The following is a 17,323-nucleotide window of genomic DNA, read 5'->3' as shown; positions in this document are numbered from 1 at the left end:
GCAAATAGCATGTCTTTTAACCACTACTACCAAAGCGAACTCACCGCCCTGCGCCAACTGGGCAAGCGCTTCGCCGAGCGCAGCCCGGCGCTGGCGCCGTTTCTTGGCCAGGCTGGGCGTGATCCGGATGTCGAGCGCCTGCTCGAAGGCTTTGCCTTCCTTACCGGGCGTCTGCGGCAGAAGCTCGACGACGAGCTGCCGGAGCTGACTCATTCGCTGATGCACCTGCTGTGGCCGAACTACATGCGTCCGCTGCCGGCCTTCAGCATGCTGCAGTTCGACCCGCTGACCCGTCCCGGTCCGGCCTTGCCGGTCAAGCGCGGCACGCCGGTGGAGGCCAAGGCCATCGAGGGCGTCACCTGCCGCTTTCGCACCTGCTACCCCACCGAGGTGCTGCCGCTGGCGCTGAACGGCCTGGACTACTCGGTCAAGGGCGACGGCGCGCTGCTCAGCCTGCGCCTCGGCATGAGCGCCGATGGTCATATCGGCGAGATCGGCCTGAACAAGCTGCGTCTGCACCTGGCCGGCGAGCGCTATATCGGTCAGATGCTCTACCTGGCGCTGCTGCGCAACCTCGGCGGTATCCAGCTGGTGCTGCTCGATGCGGCCGGCAAGCCGATGCAGGATGCCTTCGGCCAGACTCTCGGCACCCTGCAGCTCAAGCCCGAGCAGGTGCAGCCGGTGGGCTTCGCCGAGGACGAGGCGCTGATCCCCTATCCGCTCAACACCTTCCGCGGTTATCGCTACCTGCAGGAATACTTCGCCTTCCAGGACAAGTTCCTCTTCGTCGACCTGCTTGGCCTGGATGCCATCCACGGCCTGCCCGAGGATCTGCTCAAGCAGGCGCGCGGCCTGGAGCTGCGCTTCGATATCCACAAGGCCGGGGTGCAGCGCATCCGCCCGACCCTGGAAAACGTGCGCCTGTACTGCACGCCGGTGGTCAACCTGTTCCAGCACGACGCCATCCCGATCCGCCTCGACGGCAAGCAGGACCAGTACCTGCTGCTGCCGGCCGAATTCGACGCGCAGCACTGCGGCGTGTTCTCGGTGGACCGCGTCACCGGCTGGAAGCCGGGCGGCATGGGCTACGAGGAGTACGTGCCGTTCGAGTCGTTCGAGCACGACCCCAGCTTCGACGTGCCGGTGGCGCGCCCGCACTACAGCGTGCGTCAGCAGCCGTCGATGCTCGGCGACGGCCTGGAGACCTGGCTCAGCTTCGGCCTGCGCAACCTCGACCAGCACGAGACGCTGTCCATCGAGCTGACCTGCACCAACCAGAATCTGCCGCGTCAGCTGAGCCTGGGCGATATCTGCCTGCCCAGCGAGGACACCCCGGATTTTCTCAGCTTCCGCAACATCAGTGCGGTCACCCCCTGCTACGCGCCGCCGCTGCACCGCGACTTCCTGTGGAAGCTGATTTCCAACATGTCGCTGAACTACCTGTCGCTGGCCAACGTCGAGGCGCTCAAGGTGATCCTCGAGACCTACGACCTGCCGCGCTACTACGACCAGCACGCCGAGCGCGTCAGCAAGCGCCTGCTCGGTGGCCTCAAGAGCATCGGCCACCGCCATGTCGACCGCCTGCATCGCGGCCTGCCGGTACGCGGCGTGCGCACCGAACTGACCATGAACCCGGACGGCTACCTGGGCGAGGGCGACCTGTTCCTCTTCGCCTCGGTACTCAATGAATTTTTCGCCCTCTACGCCAGCCTCAACAGCTACCACGAGCTGCACGTACAGAGCACACAGGGAGAGTTGTACAAATGGACGCCACGCATGGGGCAGCAGCCCCTGCTCTGAACCGGCTCAGCCGGGGCATCCGCGAGTACAGCCTGTTCCAGGCCGTACAGCTGGTGCTGGAGCGCCTCAAGGTTGCCCATCCGCAACTGGATGACGAGCGCCTCTACGAGTACCTGGAATTCCAGGCCAACCCGAGCCTGGGTTTCCCCGGCAGCGATATCGATCGCGTGCAGTTCTTCGAGGAGCACGGCGAGCTGCGCGCGCGCATGCGCGTCAACCTGGTCGGCCTGTTCGGCGGCGGCTCGCCGTTGCCGGCCTTCTACAGCGAACAGGCCCTGGGTGACAGCGAGGACGGCAACCCGACCCGCGACTTCCTCGACCTGTTCAACAACCGTCTGCAGCGCCTGTTGCTGCCGATCTGGCAGAAGTACCGCTACCGCGCCAGCTTCCAGAGCGGGGCGATGGACGCCTTCTCCGCGCACCTGTTTGCCCTGATCGGCCTAGGCAGCGAGCAGATCCGCCAGGCCCAGGAGCTGAACTGGAAGCGCCTGCTGCCCTACCTCGGCCTGCTCAGCCTGCGCGCCCATTCGGCGGCGCTGATCGAGTCGGTGCTGCGTTACTACTTCAAGCACGCCGAGCTGTTCATCGAGCAGTGCCTGGAGCGCCAGGTGGTGGTGCTGGAAGAACAGCGCAACCGCCTCGGCCGCGCCAACAGCCTGCTCGGCGAAGACACCGTGCTCGGCGAGCGCGTCCGCGACCGCGGCGGCAAGTTCCGCATCCACGTGCGCCAGCTGGGCTGGACGCGCTTTCACGAGTTCCTGCCGATCGGCACGGGTTACCAGCCGCTCTGCGCGCTGGTGCGCTTCACCCTGCGCGATCCGCTGGACTACGACATCCGCCTGGAGCTGCGTCAGGACGAAATCCGCGACCTGCGCATCGGCGAAGGCAACCCCTGCCTGCTGGGCTGGACCACCTGGCTCGGCCGTGAGAACGCCGACGGTCTGGTCACCCTCGGCAGCAAGATTCACGAACAGGCACGCCGCGAGAGGCTCGCCCAATGATGAAAGCCTTCACGGCATGCCCGTCGCCCTCATCCGGCGCTTCGCGCCACCTTCTCCCGGAGGGTGAAGGGCAAAGGAAGGCGTCGCTGCGCGACTTTCACACTAAGGACAGATGAAATGATCAACGTCGACCTGCAACAACTGGTTCAAGCCTTGGACGCCGCGAGCAAGCGCGACCTGGAGATGGCCGCCGAACGCTGCGTGGTACGCGGCGGCAACAAGATCCTCGTAGAGGATCTGCTGCTGGGCCTGCTCGAGCGCCCGGAAAGCCTGCTGGCGCGCGCCCTGCAGGATGCCGAGATCGATGCCGGCGAGCTGGCCCAGGCGCTGCAGCCGCGCGGCGAGCACAGCGAGTCGCGCAACCCGGTATTTTCTGCCGAGCTGGTGCAGTGGCTGCAGGACGCCCTGCTGGTGGCCAACCTGGAGCTAGGCGCCAGCCAGATCGACCAGGCCGCGCTGATCCTCGCCCTGCTGCGCAACCCCATGCGCTACGCCGGCAGCCGTTATCAGACGCTGCTGAGCAAGCTCAATGCCGAGCGTCTGCGCGACTTCGCCCTCAGCCAGCAGCCGCAGGCCGCGGGCGGCAAAGCGGCGGCGCCGGGCGAGTCGAACCTGGCGCGTTTTACCCACAACTTCACCCAGCAGGCCCGCGACGGCAAGCTCGACCCGGTGCTGTGCCGCGACGGCGCGATCCGCCAGATGGTCGATATCCTCGCCCGCCGGCGCAAGAACAACCCCATCGTGGTCGGCGAGGCCGGCGTGGGCAAGACCGCCATCGTCGAGGGCCTGGCCCTGCGCATCGCCACCGGCGAGGTGCCGCAGGTGCTCAAGGGCGTCGAGCTGCTGTGCCTGGACCTCGGCCTGCTGCAGGCCGGCGCCAGCGTCAAGGGCGAGTTCGAGCGCCGCCTGCAGGGCGTGATCGACGAGGTCAAGGCCTCGCCCAAGCCGATCATCCTGTTCATCGACGAAGCCCATACCCTGATCGGCGCCGGTGGCCAGGCCGGCAGCGGCGATGCCGCCAACCTGCTCAAGCCGGCGCTGGCACGTGGCGAGCTGCGTACCATCGCCGCCACCACCTGGAGCGAGTACAAGAAGTACTTCGAGAAGGACCCGGCGCTGGCCCGTCGCTTCCAGCCGGTGCAACTGCACGAGCCCACTGTCGACGAGGCAGTCACCATCCTGCGTGGCCTGGCGCCGGTGTACGAGAAGAGCCACGGCATTTACCTGCGTGACGACGCCGTGGTCGCCGCCGCCGAGCTGTCGGCGCGCTACCTGGCCGGCCGTCAGCTGCCGGACAAGGCGGTGGACGTACTCGACACTGCCTGCGCCCGCGTGCGCATCAGCCTGGCCGCCGCGCCCGAGGCGCTGGAGCGCCTGCGCGGCGAGATCGCCGAGGGCGAGCGCCAGGGCGAGGCCATGCGCCGCGACCTGGACGCCGGCCTGAATATCGACCACGAAGCGCTGGACGCCCTGGAAACCCGTCTGGTCGCCGCCCGCGCCGAACTGGAGCAGGTGGAAACCCGCTGGTCGATCCAGCGCGACCTGGCCGAGCGCCTGCTCGAGCAGCGCAAGCTGTGCGCCGCGGCGCGTCTCGCTGGCGATGAAGAGGAAACCGACGCGCCACGTGCCAGCCTGGAGGAACTGGAAGCCGAACTGCGCGCCCTCCAGGCCGAGCTGGCCGCGGCTCAGGCCAGCGAGCGCCTGGTCAGCTTCGAGGTCTGCCCGCGCCTGGTGGCCGAGGTGATCAGCCACTGGACCGGCGTGCCGCTGAGCCAGCTGGCGCGTGAGCACAACACCAAGGTCATCACCTTCGCCGACGACCTGCGCCAGCGCGTGCGCGGCCAGGAGCAGGCGATCCAGGCGCTGGACAGGGCCATGCGCGCCACCGCCGCCGGCCTCAACCGGCCCGATGCGCCGGTGGGCGTGTTCCTCCTGGTCGGTCCCAGCGGCGTCGGCAAGACCGAAACCGCCCTGGCCCTGGCCGACCTGCTGTACGGCGGCGAGCGCTTCCTCACCGTGATCAACATGTCCGAGTTCCAGGAAAAACACACCGTCTCGCGTCTGATCGGCGCGCCGCCCGGCTACGTCGGCTACGGCGAAGGCGGCATGCTTACCGAAGCCGTGCGGCAAAAGCCCTACTCGGTGATCCTCCTCGACGAGGTGGAGAAGGCCGACCCGGACGTGATGAACGTCTTCTACCAGATCTTCGACAAGGGCGTGGCCAACGACGGCGAAGGGCGCGAGATCAACTTCCGCAACACGCTGATCCTGATGACCAGCAACCTGGCCAGCGAGCGCATCGCCAGCCTCTGCGCCGGCGGCGAGCGCCCGGCTGCCGAGGACCTGGAGCTGGCCATCCGCCCGCAACTGACCCAGCACTTCAAGCCGGCCCTGCTCGGGCGTATGCGCGTGGTGCCCTACTACCCCATGGACGGCGACCTGCTGCGCCAGCTGGTCGGCCTCAAGCTGGCCCGTTTCGGCGAGCGCCTGGCCCGTCGCCAGCTCGCCTTCAGCCACTGCGACGGCCTGGTCGAGCACCTGGCCGAGCGCTGCACCCATGGCGACAGCGGCGCCCGTCTGATCGACCACCTGATCGACCAGCACCTGCAGCCGCTGGTGGTCGACCGCCTGCTCGACGCCATGGCTGCCGGCGAGCAGCTGCAACGCGTGCACGCCACCCTGGACGCCGACTCGGCCGTGACCTGCGAGTTCGCCTGAGGTGTTGCCGATGTTCGCCGAAGTCCCGCAACCGCTGCGTTACGCCGAAGCTCTGCTCAGCAGCTACGCCAAGCTGGCTGGCGCTGCCAGCGGCGAGCGTCTGCTTGCCGATCTGGTGCGTGCTGCCGCCGACCTGGCCGACTGCGCACTGGGCCAGCTGTACCTGCTGGATAACACCCATACGCGCCTGACCCTGTCCGCCGAGTGGCTGGACGGCCTGCTGCAACCGCGCGAGGCCGCCAGCCTGCCCAGCGACTACGACGGCGAACAGCTGCTGCAGTACTGCCTGTGCCAGAACCAGGTGCTGTGCATCGACGAACTCGATAGCGCCCTGCACGGCATCGCCTGCCTGCCGGAGGCCGGCCGTGCCTGGCGCAGCCTGCTGTGCCTGCCGCTGCATGACGGCGTCGGCCATACCCGCGGCCTGCTGCTGGTGGCCAGCCACGAGCGGCGCAGCCTGCAGGGCTTCGCCGCCTCCTTCGCCCAGCTCGGCAGTTTTGCCCTGGCCCAGCTGCAGCTGCTACAGCGCCTGCGTGCTCCAGAAACCCCCGAGCCGGCTTCCCCCGCACCCGGCACGCCCTGCGCCAGCGGCTATGGCCTGCTTGGCCAGAGCCAGGCCATGCGCCGCGTCTACCAGCTGATCGGCAAGGTGCTGCACAGCCCGGTCAGCGTGCTGCTGACCGGCGAAACCGGCACCGGCAAGGAGCTGGTCGCCCGCGCCATCCACGACTGCGGCGCACGGCGCAGCAAGGCCTTCGTCGTGCAGAACTGCGCGGCGCTGCCGGAGAACCTGCTGGAGAGCGAACTGTTCGGCTATCGCCGCGGCGCCTTCACCGGTGCCGACCGTGACAAGCCGGGTCTGTTCGACGCCGCCGATGGCGGCACGCTGTTCCTCGACGAGATCGGCGACATGCCCCTGGGGCTGCAGGCCAAGCTGCTGCGCGTGCTGCAGGAGGGCGAAGTGCGCCCCCTGGGCAGCAGCGAGACGCACAAGGTCGACGTGCGCATCGTCGCCGCTACCCATCAGGAGCTGCGCCGGCGCGTCGAAGAAGGCCGCTTCCGCGAAGACCTGTTCTATCGCCTGTCGCACTTCCCCATCGAGTTGCCGGCGCTGCGCGAGCGGGGCGAGGACATCCTGCTGCTCGCCCGCCACTTCGCCGCCACCGCAAGCGGCCTGCTGCAGCGCGACGCCTGCCGCTGGAGCGACGCCGCCCTGGAGCACCTGGCCGGCTACGCCTTCCCCGGCAACGTGCGCGAACTCAAGGGCCTGGTGGAGCGCGCCGTGCTGCTGTGCGAAGGCGGCGAGCTGCTGCCCGAGCACTTCAATCTAGAGCAGACGCAGCACCCCGATGGCGCGCCGCTGAGCCTGCGCGAGCGCATGGACCGGCTCGAACGCAACCTGCTGCTCGACTGCCTGCGCAAGAACCGCGGCAACCAGACCAACGCCGCCAACGAGCTGGGCCTGCCCCGGCGCACCCTGCTGTACCGCATGCAACGGCTGAAGATCAGCCCGAGCGAAGTGTGATGGGAGAGGCCATGAAGAATTTACTGGGCCGTGTAGCGTCGTTCGTGCTGGAGCCAATGATCTCCAGCGGACGAATTGGGCGAATCAAGTATCTGCTGCTCCATGTGTGGAGCGCCTGGCCACTTTTCCTGGTTATGGCCTTGAGCAACAAGAACTCTCCGTTGTGGATGCAGTACGTGCTCTCGGTTCTCGTCGTTTTCGGTCTGATCTATTGGTGGATCGCCACGCTGACTGCCGGTGTTCGTCGCCTGCATGACCTGGGCCGGAGCGGCTACTGGGTACTGCTGATCAATCTGATCTGGCCGCTGCTGCTGATCTGGCCCGGGCAACGCCAGGCCAATCGCTACGGTCCTCCCGTGTTGAAACGTTCCGCTGCCACGCAGATAGCCGGAGCGGCCTGACATGTTCACTTTCACCTCTCTTCAAGGAGCGCATTCCATGCTGCATCGCTACCGGACCGCCGCCCTGCTGGCCCTGGCCCTCGTCCTGGCCGGCTGCACTGGCAACTACAAGTTCAGCGACGACCAATACCGCCCGCTGGGCGATCCGCAAGCCGAGAAGCGCGGCCACTGACCGCAAGGAGCACAGTCACCATGGAACTGGTATTCGAGATGGTCAGCGCACAGCAGTTCGTGCCGGGCCTGCTGACCACCAAGACCTTCAAACAGGCCGGCGGCGTGATCGGCCGTGCCGAGGATTGCGACTGGGTGATCCCCGATCGCAAGCGCATCCTCTCCAGCCGCCACGCCGAGGTCAGCTATCGCGATGGCGCCTTCTACCTGACCGACACCAGCAGCAACGGCATCGCCCTCAAGGACAGCGGCGCCAGCCTGGCCAAGGGCCGCCCGCAGCGTATCGAGCACGGCAGCGTGTACTGCCTGGGCGACTTCGAGATTCGCGCACGGCTGATCCAGGATCCGGCCATGTTCGAGGGCGATATCGGCCTGCCGCAGGCGGCCGGCAGCATCATCCCCGACGACGCCTTCCTCGACCTCGACCCGCTCACTGCGCTGGAGCAGCAGGAGCGCGTCTATGCCGAGGTGGACGACCTGACCGCCGTGCTGCGCCCCAGCACCGCCCAGGCGCAGCAGCGCGACTACGCGCAGATCGACGAGGAAAACCTGCTGGTGCCCGAGCTGGTGATGCCGACGCCGCCAGCGCAGCCGAAACCCGCGCCGGAGCCCGAGCGCCTGCCGCCGAGCTTCTGGGAAAAATTTGCCGATGCCCTCGGCGTGCGCCTCGACGATCTCGACGACGATGCCCGCGAAGCCCTGGCGCTCAATGCCGCCAAGCTGCTCAGGCAGAGCGTCGGCAGCCTGCAGCAGGCCCTGCGCACGCGCGGCGAACTGAAGAACGAGCTGCGTCTGGCCTTGACCACCGTGCAGGGCGCCGGCAACAACCCGCTCAAGCACGGACTCGACAGCGGCGAGACGCTGAGCGCCCTGCTGCGTGGCGGCAAACCCGGCCAGCTGCCTGCCGAGCAGGCCATCAGCCGCGGCTTTCGCGACCTGCAGGCGCACCAGGTGGCGCTGCTCGCCGCCAGCCGCGCGGCGGTCAAGGGCATGTTCGAGCAGTTCGCCCCGGAGCAGCTGGCCATGCGCTTCGAACGCAACGGCCGCAAGCCGCTGCTCGCCACCGCCGGCAGCCGCTGGCGCGCCTACCGCCGCCTGCATGCGGATCTGGCGCAGAACGACGACTGGAGCGACCGCCTGTTCACCCGCGATTTCGCCAATGCCTACGAAGAGCAGGTTCGCCTGATCGCCACCCTCAACACCGACCTTCAAGGATGATGCCCATGCCTCGCCTGCTTTCCCTCGCCTTCATCGCCGCACTGCTGAGCCTGGCCGGCTGCGCCGCGCTGTCGCCCTATTCGAGCATGACCAAGCTGGACCTGAGCCTGGCCGGCAGCGACCAGCTCAACCCGGACCTGCACGGCCGCCCCTCGCCCATCGTGCTGCGCCTGATGGAGCTCAAGCACCCGGTGGCCTTCGAGAACGCCGATTTCTTCTCCCTCTACCAGCGCCCCAAGGAGGCCCTGGCGCCGGACCTGGTGACCCTCGAGGAACTGGAGCTGCGCCCGGGCGAGACCCGCGAGCTGAAACTCTCGGTGGGTGAAGGCAGCCGTTATGTCGGCGTGCTCGCCGCCTACCGCGACCTGCCGGAAGCCAACTGGCGCTACGTCATCGCCATCGACGAGCAGCAGCGCAACCAGGCGCGCCTGCGCCTCGACGAGCGCGGCATCCGCAACCTCGATGCCGAGCAGGAGCGCAGCCGATGAGCCAGCATAAAGTCATCTGGCAGGAAGGCATGCTGCTGCGCCCGCAGCACTTCCAGCAGAACGATCGCTACTTCGAGCACCAGCTCAAGGTACGCACGCAGAAACTGGACAGTTACGCCTGGGGCTTCTTCGAACTGGAGATCGACCGCCAGTTCCTCAACATGGGCAAGCTGGTAGTGAGCAAGGCCAGCGGCGTGCTGCCCGACGGCAGCCTGTTCGACCTCGGCGCCGAGCGTGAGCCGCTGGGCCTGGACGTGCCGCCGAACACCGGCAACACCCCGGTGTACCTGGCGCTGCCCCTGGTCACCGGCAACCATATCGAGAGCCGCCGCCCGGAGCAGAAGGACGTGCTGGCGCGCTACGTCGCCTTCGACGAGGAAGTCGCCGACTGCAACGCCGGCGACAGCAGCGTCAGCCAGGTCAGCACCGGCCGCCCGGATTTCCGCCTGCTGCTCGGCGAGCAGCAGAGCGACCAGGCCTATGTGAAGCTCAAGCTGTGCGAGGTGCTCGACACCACGCCGGACGGGGTCATCAGCCTCGACCCGGAATTCAGCCCGACCTACGTCAACTTCCAGGCTTCCGGCTACCTGCTCTCCTGCCTCAAGGAAGTGATCAGCATGCTCGCCCACCGCGGCGACATCCTCGCCGAGCGCATCCGCGCCACCGGCAAGGTGGGCGGCGCCGAGGTCGGCGATTTCATGATGCTGCAGCTGATCAACCGCTACGAGCCGATCCTGCGTCACCACCTGGGCGTCGAGCAGGTGCACCCGGAGCTGATCTACCGCGAGCTGGTCGGCCTGCTCGGCGAGCTGGCCACCTTCTCCAGCGAGACCAAGCGCCCGCGTCTGGAAGGCCGCTACCTGCACAGCGACCAGGGCATGAGCTTTCGCAAGCTGATGGACGCCATTCGCCAGGTGCTGTCGATGGTGCTCGAACAGCACGCCATCGAGATGCTCCTGCAGCAGCGCCAGTACGGCATTCAGGTGTCGCCGCTGCACGACCACAAGCTGCTCGGCACCTCCAGCTTCGTGCTCGCCGCCAGCGCCCAGTGCGACTCCGAGGAGCTGCGCCAGCGCCTGCCGGCGCACCTCAAGGTCGGCCCGGTGGAGCGCATCCGCCAGCTGGTCAACCTGCACCTGCCGGGGATCAAGGTCAAACCGCTGCCGGTGGCACCGCGGCAGATCCCCTTCCACTCGGGCAAGACCTACTTCGCCTTGGAGCTCAGCTCCGAGGAACTGGCGCAGCTGGAACGCTCCGGCGGCTTCGCCTTCCACGTGTCCGGCGAGTTCTCCGGGCTTGAGCTGAAATTCTGGGCGATCAGGAACTGACGATGACCATCAAGGAAATGGAATATGGCCAGGATGACAAGACGGTCATCCTCAACCGCAAGGGCGAAGCCCGCGCCGAAAGCCCGCTGACCGACTTCAGCGCGCCGCCGAAGTTCGAGCAGCTGGAAGAGCGCATGATCTTCGCCGCGCGCCTGCGCCCGGCGGAGAGCTTCAACATCAGCCTCAACCCGCTGGTGGCGGCGGCCTCCGCGCTGCTCTCGGAAGTGGTGCGGCTCAAGCACAGCTTTGAAAGCGAGGACCTGGACGCCCTCAACCAGCGCCTGACTCGCGAGATCAAGCTGTTCGAACACCGCGCCCTGCATGATGGCGCGGAAAGCAGCCAGGTGATGGCCGCGCGCTACGTGCTGTGCACCGTGGTCGACGAGGCCGTGGTGACCACGCCCTGGGGCAACGAGAGCCAGTGGTCGCAGATGAGCCTGCTGTCCTCCTTCCACAACGAGACCTTCGGCGGCGAGAAGTTCTTCCAGCTGCTCGAGCGCCTGTCGCGCAACCCGGTCAAGCACCTGCCGATGCTGGAGCTGATGTACCTGTGCCTGTCGCTCGGTTTCGAGGGCAAGTACCGCGTGCTGCCGCGCGGCATGCTCGAGCTGGAAGCGGTGCGCGACAGCCTCTATCGGCAGATCCGCCAGCTGCGCGGCGATGTGCCGCGCGAAGTCTCGCCGCACTGGCAGGGCCTGAAGGACACCCGCCGGCGCCTGGTGCGCATCGTGCCGTGGTGGCTGGTGGCGCTGTTCACCCTGATGTGCCTGGTGATGATGTACGCCGGTTTCGCCTGGGTGCTCGGCGAGCAGCGCGACACCGTCCTCAAGCCGTATCAGCAACTCGACCCGGCCTCGGGTGTCAGCATGGATGACGTGAAATGAAGAGCTTCTTCGCCAAACTTGGCGCCTTTTTCCGCAAGACCTGGGTCTGGAGCCTGCTGCTGGTGCTGGTCCTCGCCCTGCTGGTGTGGTTCGTCGGCCCGCTGCTGGCGGTCGACGACTACAAGTTCTGGGAGTCGGCCACCAGCCGCCTGCTGACCATCAGCCTGCTGTTCCTGCTCTGGGGCCTGGCCATGGTATTCGCCAGCTGGCGCGCCACCGCACGCAAGAAGGCCGAGGAGAACGACGCCGAGGCGCAGGAGCGCCTGCGTCGTGAGGAGCAGATCAGCGAGGAGCAGAACGAGCTGCGCCACCGCTTCAAGGACGCCCTGCGCACCCTCAAGCGCTCCAGCCTGTACCGCGGGCGCAGCGAGAAGTGGCGCAACGACCTGCCCTGGTACCTGCTGCTCGGCCCGCAGGGCAGCGGCAAGACCAGCCTGCTGGACTTCTCCGGTCTGGACTTCCCGCTCAACCGCGGCGACAGCCAGCGCCTGACCAAGGACGTCTCCGGCACCCGTTATGCCGACTGGTACTTCGCCGACCACGCCGTGCTGATCGATACCGCCGGGCGCTACCTGACCCAGCCCGACGCGCAGGTCGACGGCCGCGCCTGGGGCACCCTGCTCGGCCTGCTGCGCCAGCGCCGCGCGCGCCCGCTCAACGGCGTACTGGTGAGCATCCCGGTCGAACAGCTGCAGGGCGGCAGCGAGGTGGAGCTGGAAACCCTGGCCCGCCAGACCCGCCAGCGCCTGCACGAGATCCACCAGCGCCTGGGCGCCGACGTGCCGGTCTACCTGGTGCTGAGCAAGGCCGACAAGGTGCTGGGCTTCGACGAGTTCTTCGACCAGCTGTCGCGCGAGGAGAGCGAGCAGGTGCTCGGCGCCAGCTTCCGCAAGGAGCAGAATGCCAGCGACGTGGCCGTGGTGCGCCAGGAGTTCGAGGAACTGCTGCGCCGCCTCAACAGCCAGGTGATTCTGCGCATGCACCAGGAGCGCGATACCCAGCGCCGTGGTCGCATCCTCGACTTCCCGCACCAGCTCGGCCAGATCGGCGAGCGCCTGTGCCTGTTCATCGAGCTGGCCTTCGCCGGCAACCGCTACCAGCGCGCCAGCAAGCTGCGCGGTTTCTACCTGACCAGCGCACCGCAGCTCAACGAACAGCTCGACCCGCTCACCGCCGGCATCGGCCGCAACCTCGGCCTGGCCGGCAGCGCCCTGCCGACCTTCCGCACCGGCCGTGCACGCTTCATCAACCACCTGCTCAGCCGGGTGATCTTCCCCGAGGCCGACCTGGCCGGGCTCGACCAGAAGGAAGTGCGCCGCATCGACTGGGGCCAGCGCGCCATGTACGCCACCGCCTTCGCCGTGCTGGCGCTGTTCGGCGTGCTCTGGGCCAGCGGTTTCTCGGCCAACCACGGGCGCCTGGAAGAACTGCGCGAGATCGCCCAGAAGCTCACCCGCGAGCACCAGGCGCTCAACCCGCAGGACGACGCCCTGCAGACCCTCAAGGCGCTGGACAGCAGCTACGCCGCCACCCTGGTGTTCCCGCCCAAGGGCGAGGTGTCCTACCTGCAGCGTACCGGCCTGTTCCAGGGTGAAGCGGTCAATCCGGCCGTTTATTCGACCTACCGCGCCGAGCTGGAAACCCTGCTGCTGCCACGTGTGGCGCGCCAGCTGGAGGCGCAGATCCGCGCCAACCTCGGCGACCGCGAGCGCCTGCTCGGCAGCCTGCGCGCCTACCTGATGCTCAATCTGGAAGAGCGCCGCGACGCCGCCTTCCTCAAGGAGTGGGTGGCCGCCGACTGGTCGCTGCGCTATGCCGGCAACAGCCCGGCGCAGCACGGCCTCAACACCCATTTCGCCCGTCTGCTCGACGAGTCCTTCGCGCCCTATGCGCTCAACGCCCAGCTGGTCGCCCAGGCGCGCCAGGTGCTGCGCAGCGAGTCGCTGGCGGGTGTGGTCTATCGCATGCTGCGCGAACAGGCGCGCAGCCTGCCGGACTACCGTCTGAGCCAGAAGCTCGGGCCGCAGGCCGGGCTGATCAATGGCAGCGACTACGCCATCCCCGGCTTCTACACCCAGGCCGGCTACAGCAAGACCTTCACCGCCCAGGGCGGCAACCTGGTGCGCGAGATCCTGCGCGACAACTGGGTGCTGGGCGAGGGCGAGAGCCTCAGCGCTGGCGACCTCGGCCGCCTGATGGTGGAGCTGGAGCAGCTGTACTTCCGCGATTACGGCAACTACTGGGGCGAGGCCATCGCCCAGCTCAGCCTGGAGCCGATCGGCAGTGCCGGCCGTGGCGCCGCCCTGCTCAGCGGCCTGACCGCGGCCAACTCGCCGCTGCTGCAACTGCTGGTGGAAGTGCGCGACAACACCCGCTTCAAGGGCCTGGCCGAGGCCGCCGACGACGCTGGTGCCGCCGCCGAAGCGCTGGAAGGCGCCAAGGGCAAGCTGGGCAAGGCCGCCAAGCTGGCCAGCGCCGCCGCCGAACAGGCGCAGCAGGCCCTGGCCAAGAACACCCCGGACACCGCGCGCAAGACCCTGGAACGCCGCTTCGAGGTACTGCACAAGCTGCTCGATGAAAACGGCGGTGCCGGTATCGAACTGGCCGCCAGCCTGCAGGCGCTGGACGAACTGCAGCGCCAGCTGGCCAGCCTGGCCAATGCCGGTGCCAGCGACCAGGCCGCGTTCGAGATGGCCAAGGCGCGCATGGCCGGCAAGCGCGATGCGATCAACCAGGTGCGCAGCGCCGCCGCGCGCCTGCCGCAGCCGGTGGGCAACTGGCTGGCGCTGCTGGCCGAGGACAGCTGGACCCTGGTGCTCAACGACGCCTACCACTTCCTCAACCAGCGCTATCAGAGCGAGCTGTACGCCGCCTACGACAACTCGCTGAAGCAGCGTTATCCGTTCAGCGCGCACAGCGAGAGCGACGTGGCAGTGGCGGATTTCCGCGAGTTCTTCAAGGCCCAGGGCATCGCCGAGCGCTTCTTCGACCAGTACCTGCGCCCCTTCGTCAGCGGCAGCGCCGACGAGTATCGCCTGCGCCGCGTCGATGGCCGCGGCCTGCCGCTGTCGCGCGAGTTCCTCCTGCAGATGAGCCGCGCCCAGGTGATCCGCCGCAGCTTCTTCGCCGAGAACCCGGCCGAGCCGCAGGTGCTGTTCAAGCTCGAGCCCTACTCGCTGGACTCCAGCCTGAGCCGCGCCGACTTCCGCTTCGGCAAGCAACAGCTGGAATACCGCCACGGCCCGATCGTCGCCACCGCCTTCCGCTGGCCGGCGGCAAGCGAGGAAGACCGCACCAGCCTGGTGGTCGAGGAACTCGGCGGTCGCCGCGTCGGCATCGAGAAGAACACCGGCCCCTGGTCGCTGTTCCGCCTGCTCGACCTGATGGACGTGGACTACCACAGCGGTCGTGACGTGCTGATCCTCAAGGCCAACCTCGGCGGCCTGCACGCCAACTACCTGCTGCACAGCCAGCGTTCGCCGAACCCGTTCGACATCGGCCTGCTGCGCAGCTTCAAGCTGCCGGCGACGCTCTGATGCCGGCAGTCGTCAACGCCTGGCGCAGCGCCGCGCGCACCGACACCGGCAAGGTGCGCGCGCGCAACGAGGACGCCTTCCTGGCCCTTCCCGAGCAGGGCCTGTGGGTGGTGGCCGACGGCATGGGCGGGCACCAGAACGGCGCCCTGGCCAGCCGCCTGATCGTCGAGCAACTGGCCGAGCTGGCGCAGGGCAGCCTGGAGCAGCGTCTGGTGGCGCTGCGTCAGGCGCTGCACCGGCTCAATCATCGCCTCGGCCAGGAGCTGACGGTAACCGCCGACCGCCCGGACACGGTGATCGGCAGCACCGTGGTCGCCCTGCTGCTCGACGGCGACCGCGCCGCCTGCGTCTGGGCCGGCGATAGCCGCTGCTACCTGTGGCGCGGTGCGCGTCTGTATCAGCTCAGCCGCGACCATTCGCTGGTGCAGCAACTGATCGACGAACAGGGCCTGACGCCGCAGGAGGCCGCGCGTCACCCGGCGGCGCATGCCCTGACCCGCGCCATCGGCGCCAGCGAAACCCTGCAGCTGGACATCCTCGAACTCGACGTGCTGCCCGGCGACGTCTTCCTGCTGTGCAGCGACGGCCTCTACCAGGGCGTTTCCGCCGACGAGCTGGGCGCCTGCCTCAACCTGCCTTCGCCGCACCTGGCCGTGGAGCGCCTGTTCCAGCGCGTGCTCGACGGCCCTGCCCGTGACAACCTCAGTGCCGTGGTGATCCGCCAATGATCGAAGCCGCCGAAGCCAGCGACCTCACCTACTTCGCCCTGGCCGCCACTGCTGCCAGGGAACCTGTGCGCGAAACGCCGCGCCAGGCTCCCGGCGAGCTGCCGGAAGTGCTCGGCGGCCGCTACAAGATCGAGCGTCTGCTCGGCGTCGGCGGCATGGGCGCGGTATACCGCGCGCGCGACCTGTTGCGCGAACAGTTCGGCGACCCCGAGCCCTATGTCGCGCTGAAGACCCTGAGCGACGACTTCGCCGAATACCCGGACGCCAACGCCCTGCTCTACAGCGAGTTCGCCCTCACCGCGCGGCTCAGCCACCCCAACGTGGTGCGTCTGTTCGGTTTCGAGGTGGACATTCCCAGCCAGCGCGCCTTCATCACCCTGGAACTGCTGCGCGGCCTGACCCTCGATCAGCTGCTCTGCGAACGCCCCGAGGGCCTGCCCTGGGACGAACTGCGCGGTATTGCCATCCCGCTGCTCGAAGCCCTGTGCTATTCGCATCAGCTGGGCGTGCTGCATGGCGATCTCAAGCCCAGCAATGTGATGCTGGCCGAAGACGGCCTGCGCCTGTTCGACTATGGTCTCGGCCAGCCGGTGGAGGGCCTGCTGCCCGGTCTGCCGCGCCTGTGCCGCAGCCGCATCGCCGCCTGGACGCCGCGCTACGCCGCGCTGGAATTGCTCGAAGGCGCGCCGCTGTCGGCGGCTGCCGATGTCTATGCGCTGGCCTGCGTACTGGTCGAGCTGGCCAGCGGGCAACACCCGTTTCGCCGTCTCAGCGCCAAGCAGGCCAAGAGCATGGAGCTGGACAGGCAGCTGCAACGCCCGGCGCAGGTGCCGCTGCACTGCTGGCAGGCCCTGCGCACCGCGCTGGCCTTCGACGAAAGCCAGCGGCAGATCGACTGCAGCGAGCTGCTCGACGCGTTTCGCCGGCCACCGGCGTCGCGTCTGCGCCGCTGGCTGGGCAAGGCATAAGGACTCAATCGAAAGGATACGTACATGTTCAACCCGGCCAATGAAACCCATTTCAGCCTGACCATCGAAGGCGTCGAGCACGATCTGCAGGTGCTCGAATTCAACGGCCGCGAGGCCATCAGCCAGCCCTATCGCTTCGATGTCGAGCTGATCAGCGAACGCCCGGATCTCGATCTGGCCAGCCTGCTACACCAGCGCGCCTTCCTCGCCTTCAGCCCCAATGGCGACGGCATCCACGGCCTGATCCACCGGGTCGAGCAGGGCGAGTCCGGCAAACGCCTGACCCGCTATCGCCTGGCCATCGTGCCGCAGCTCGCCTACCTGGCGCACCGCACCAACCAGCGCATCTTCCAGCACCTGACGGTGCCGCAGATCGTCGCCCAGGTGCTGGAAGAGCACGGCATCGTGGAGGGCCGCTACCAGTTCCAGCTAGGCCCCAGCGTCTACCCGCAGCGCGACTATTGCGTGCAGTACGACGAGACTGACCTGCACTTCGTCCAGCGCCTGTGCGAGGAGGAAGGCATCCACTACCACTTCCAGCACAGCGAAAGCGGCCA

General features: G+C 67.8%; 14 protein-coding genes. All 14 read left to right on the top strand.

Annotated elements, in window-relative coordinates; genetic code table 11:
• Nucleotides 1-9: 9 nt before the first annotated feature.
• Nucleotides 10-1,800, top strand: a complete 1,791-nt coding sequence (tssF, locus tag BLS61_RS13160) for a type VI secretion system baseplate subunit TssF (RefSeq protein ID WP_090431514.1) — start codon at nt 10-12, stop codon at nt 1,798-1,800.
• Nucleotides 1,764-2,801, top strand: a complete 1,038-nt coding sequence (tssG, locus tag BLS61_RS13155) for a type VI secretion system baseplate subunit TssG (protein WP_090431512.1) — start codon at nt 1,764-1,766, stop codon at nt 2,799-2,801. Before tssF ends, tssG begins: the two co-directional genes overlap by 37 nt.
• A gap of 117 nt (nt 2,802-2,918) precedes the next feature.
• Nucleotides 2,919-5,519: a type VI secretion system ATPase TssH gene (gene tssH / locus BLS61_RS13150; protein WP_090431510.1), complete on the top strand. Its 2,601-nt coding sequence runs from the start codon at nt 2,919-2,921 to the stop codon at nt 5,517-5,519.
• 10 nt (nt 5,520-5,529) lie between these two features.
• The gene (locus BLS61_RS13145) at nt 5,530-7,044 is read left to right on the top strand and encodes a sigma-54 interaction domain-containing protein (protein ID WP_090431508.1); all 1,515 of its coding nucleotides are present in this window, start codon (nt 5,530-5,532) and stop codon (nt 7,042-7,044) included.
• 11 nt (nt 7,045-7,055) lie between these two features.
• Entirely contained in the window at nt 7,056-7,445 is a 390-nt protein-coding gene (locus tag BLS61_RS13140) for a DUF805 domain-containing protein (RefSeq protein WP_167358725.1), read from the top strand.
• Between the two features lie 37 nt (nt 7,446-7,482).
• Nucleotides 7,483-7,617 (top strand): hypothetical protein, encoded by a 135-nt coding sequence (locus BLS61_RS13135; protein WP_011920432.1) that lies wholly within the window; start codon nt 7,483-7,485, stop codon nt 7,615-7,617.
• A gap of 20 nt (nt 7,618-7,637) precedes the next feature.
• A complete protein-coding gene (gene tagH / locus BLS61_RS13130) occupies nt 7,638-8,834 on the top strand; it encodes a type VI secretion system-associated FHA domain protein TagH (RefSeq protein ID WP_090431503.1) in 1,197 nt (398 codons plus the stop codon).
• A gap of 5 nt (nt 8,835-8,839) precedes the next feature.
• On the top strand, nt 8,840-9,322 hold the full coding sequence (gene tssJ / locus BLS61_RS13125; RefSeq protein WP_003242077.1) for a type VI secretion system lipoprotein TssJ: 483 nt from the start codon (nt 8,840-8,842) through the stop codon (nt 9,320-9,322).
• A complete protein-coding gene (gene tssK, locus BLS61_RS13120) occupies nt 9,319-10,650 on the top strand; it encodes a type VI secretion system baseplate subunit TssK (protein ID WP_090431501.1) in 1,332 nt (443 codons plus the stop codon). The genes tssJ and tssK overlap by 4 nt, the downstream gene beginning before the upstream one ends.
• Before the next feature lie 2 nt (nt 10,651-10,652).
• Nucleotides 10,653-11,534, top strand: coding sequence for a type IVB secretion system protein IcmH/DotU (icmH, locus tag BLS61_RS13115; RefSeq protein WP_003242082.1), 882 nt, complete (start codon nt 10,653-10,655; stop codon nt 11,532-11,534).
• The gene (gene tssM, locus BLS61_RS13110) at nt 11,531-15,070 is read left to right on the top strand and encodes a type VI secretion system membrane subunit TssM (protein ID WP_090431499.1); all 3,540 of its coding nucleotides are present in this window, start codon (nt 11,531-11,533) and stop codon (nt 15,068-15,070) included. Before icmH ends, tssM begins: the two co-directional genes overlap by 4 nt.
• Nucleotides 15,070-15,798 carry a PP2C family protein-serine/threonine phosphatase gene (locus tag BLS61_RS13105; protein ID WP_090431497.1) on the top strand — a complete coding sequence of 243 codons (729 nt, stop codon included), beginning with the start codon at nt 15,070-15,072 and terminating at the stop codon, nt 15,796-15,798. Before tssM ends, BLS61_RS13105 begins: the two co-directional genes overlap by 1 nt.
• Nucleotides 15,795-16,766, top strand: a complete 972-nt coding sequence (locus BLS61_RS13100; protein ID WP_208598804.1) for a serine/threonine-protein kinase — start codon at nt 15,795-15,797, stop codon at nt 16,764-16,766. Before BLS61_RS13105 ends, BLS61_RS13100 begins: the two co-directional genes overlap by 4 nt.
• A 24-nt stretch (nt 16,767-16,790) precedes the next feature.
• A partial coding sequence (gene tssI / locus BLS61_RS13095) for a type VI secretion system tip protein TssI/VgrG (protein WP_139205561.1) occupies nt 16,791-17,323 on the top strand: 533 nt, incomplete at its 3' end.

It is taken from the genome of Ectopseudomonas guguanensis (genome assembly GCF_900104265.1).
GTDB lineage: Bacteria > Pseudomonadota > Gammaproteobacteria > Pseudomonadales > Pseudomonadaceae > Aquipseudomonas > Aquipseudomonas guguanensis.
Note: the sequence above shows the minus strand (reverse complement) of the source record. Positions and strands in the feature narration are given on the sequence as shown.

Coding starts and splice junctions, on each gene's coding strand:
- tssH (WP_090431510.1), top strand. CDS start 2,919: ATGATCAACGTCGACCTGCAACAACTGGTTCAAGCCTTGGACGCCGCG.
- BLS61_RS13105 (WP_090431497.1), top strand. CDS start 15,070: ATGCCGGCAGTCGTCAACGCCTGGCGCAGCGCCGCGCGCACCGACACC.
- tagH (WP_090431503.1), top strand. CDS start 7,638: ATGGAACTGGTATTCGAGATGGTCAGCGCACAGCAGTTCGTGCCGGGC.
- BLS61_RS13140 (WP_167358725.1), top strand. CDS start 7,056: ATGAAGAATTTACTGGGCCGTGTAGCGTCGTTCGTGCTGGAGCCAATG.
- BLS61_RS13135 (WP_011920432.1), top strand. CDS start 7,483: ATGCTGCATCGCTACCGGACCGCCGCCCTGCTGGCCCTGGCCCTCGTC.
- BLS61_RS13100 (WP_208598804.1), top strand. CDS start 15,795: ATGATCGAAGCCGCCGAAGCCAGCGACCTCACCTACTTCGCCCTGGCC.
- tssJ (WP_003242077.1), top strand. CDS start 8,840: ATGCCTCGCCTGCTTTCCCTCGCCTTCATCGCCGCACTGCTGAGCCTG.
- tssM (WP_090431499.1), top strand. CDS start 11,531: ATGAAGAGCTTCTTCGCCAAACTTGGCGCCTTTTTCCGCAAGACCTGG.
- tssG (WP_090431512.1), top strand. CDS start 1,764: ATGGACGCCACGCATGGGGCAGCAGCCCCTGCTCTGAACCGGCTCAGC.
- BLS61_RS13145 (WP_090431508.1), top strand. CDS start 5,530: ATGTTCGCCGAAGTCCCGCAACCGCTGCGTTACGCCGAAGCTCTGCTC.
- tssK (WP_090431501.1), top strand. CDS start 9,319: ATGAGCCAGCATAAAGTCATCTGGCAGGAAGGCATGCTGCTGCGCCCG.
- icmH (WP_003242082.1), top strand. CDS start 10,653: ATGACCATCAAGGAAATGGAATATGGCCAGGATGACAAGACGGTCATC.
- tssF (WP_090431514.1), top strand. CDS start 10: ATGTCTTTTAACCACTACTACCAAAGCGAACTCACCGCCCTGCGCCAA.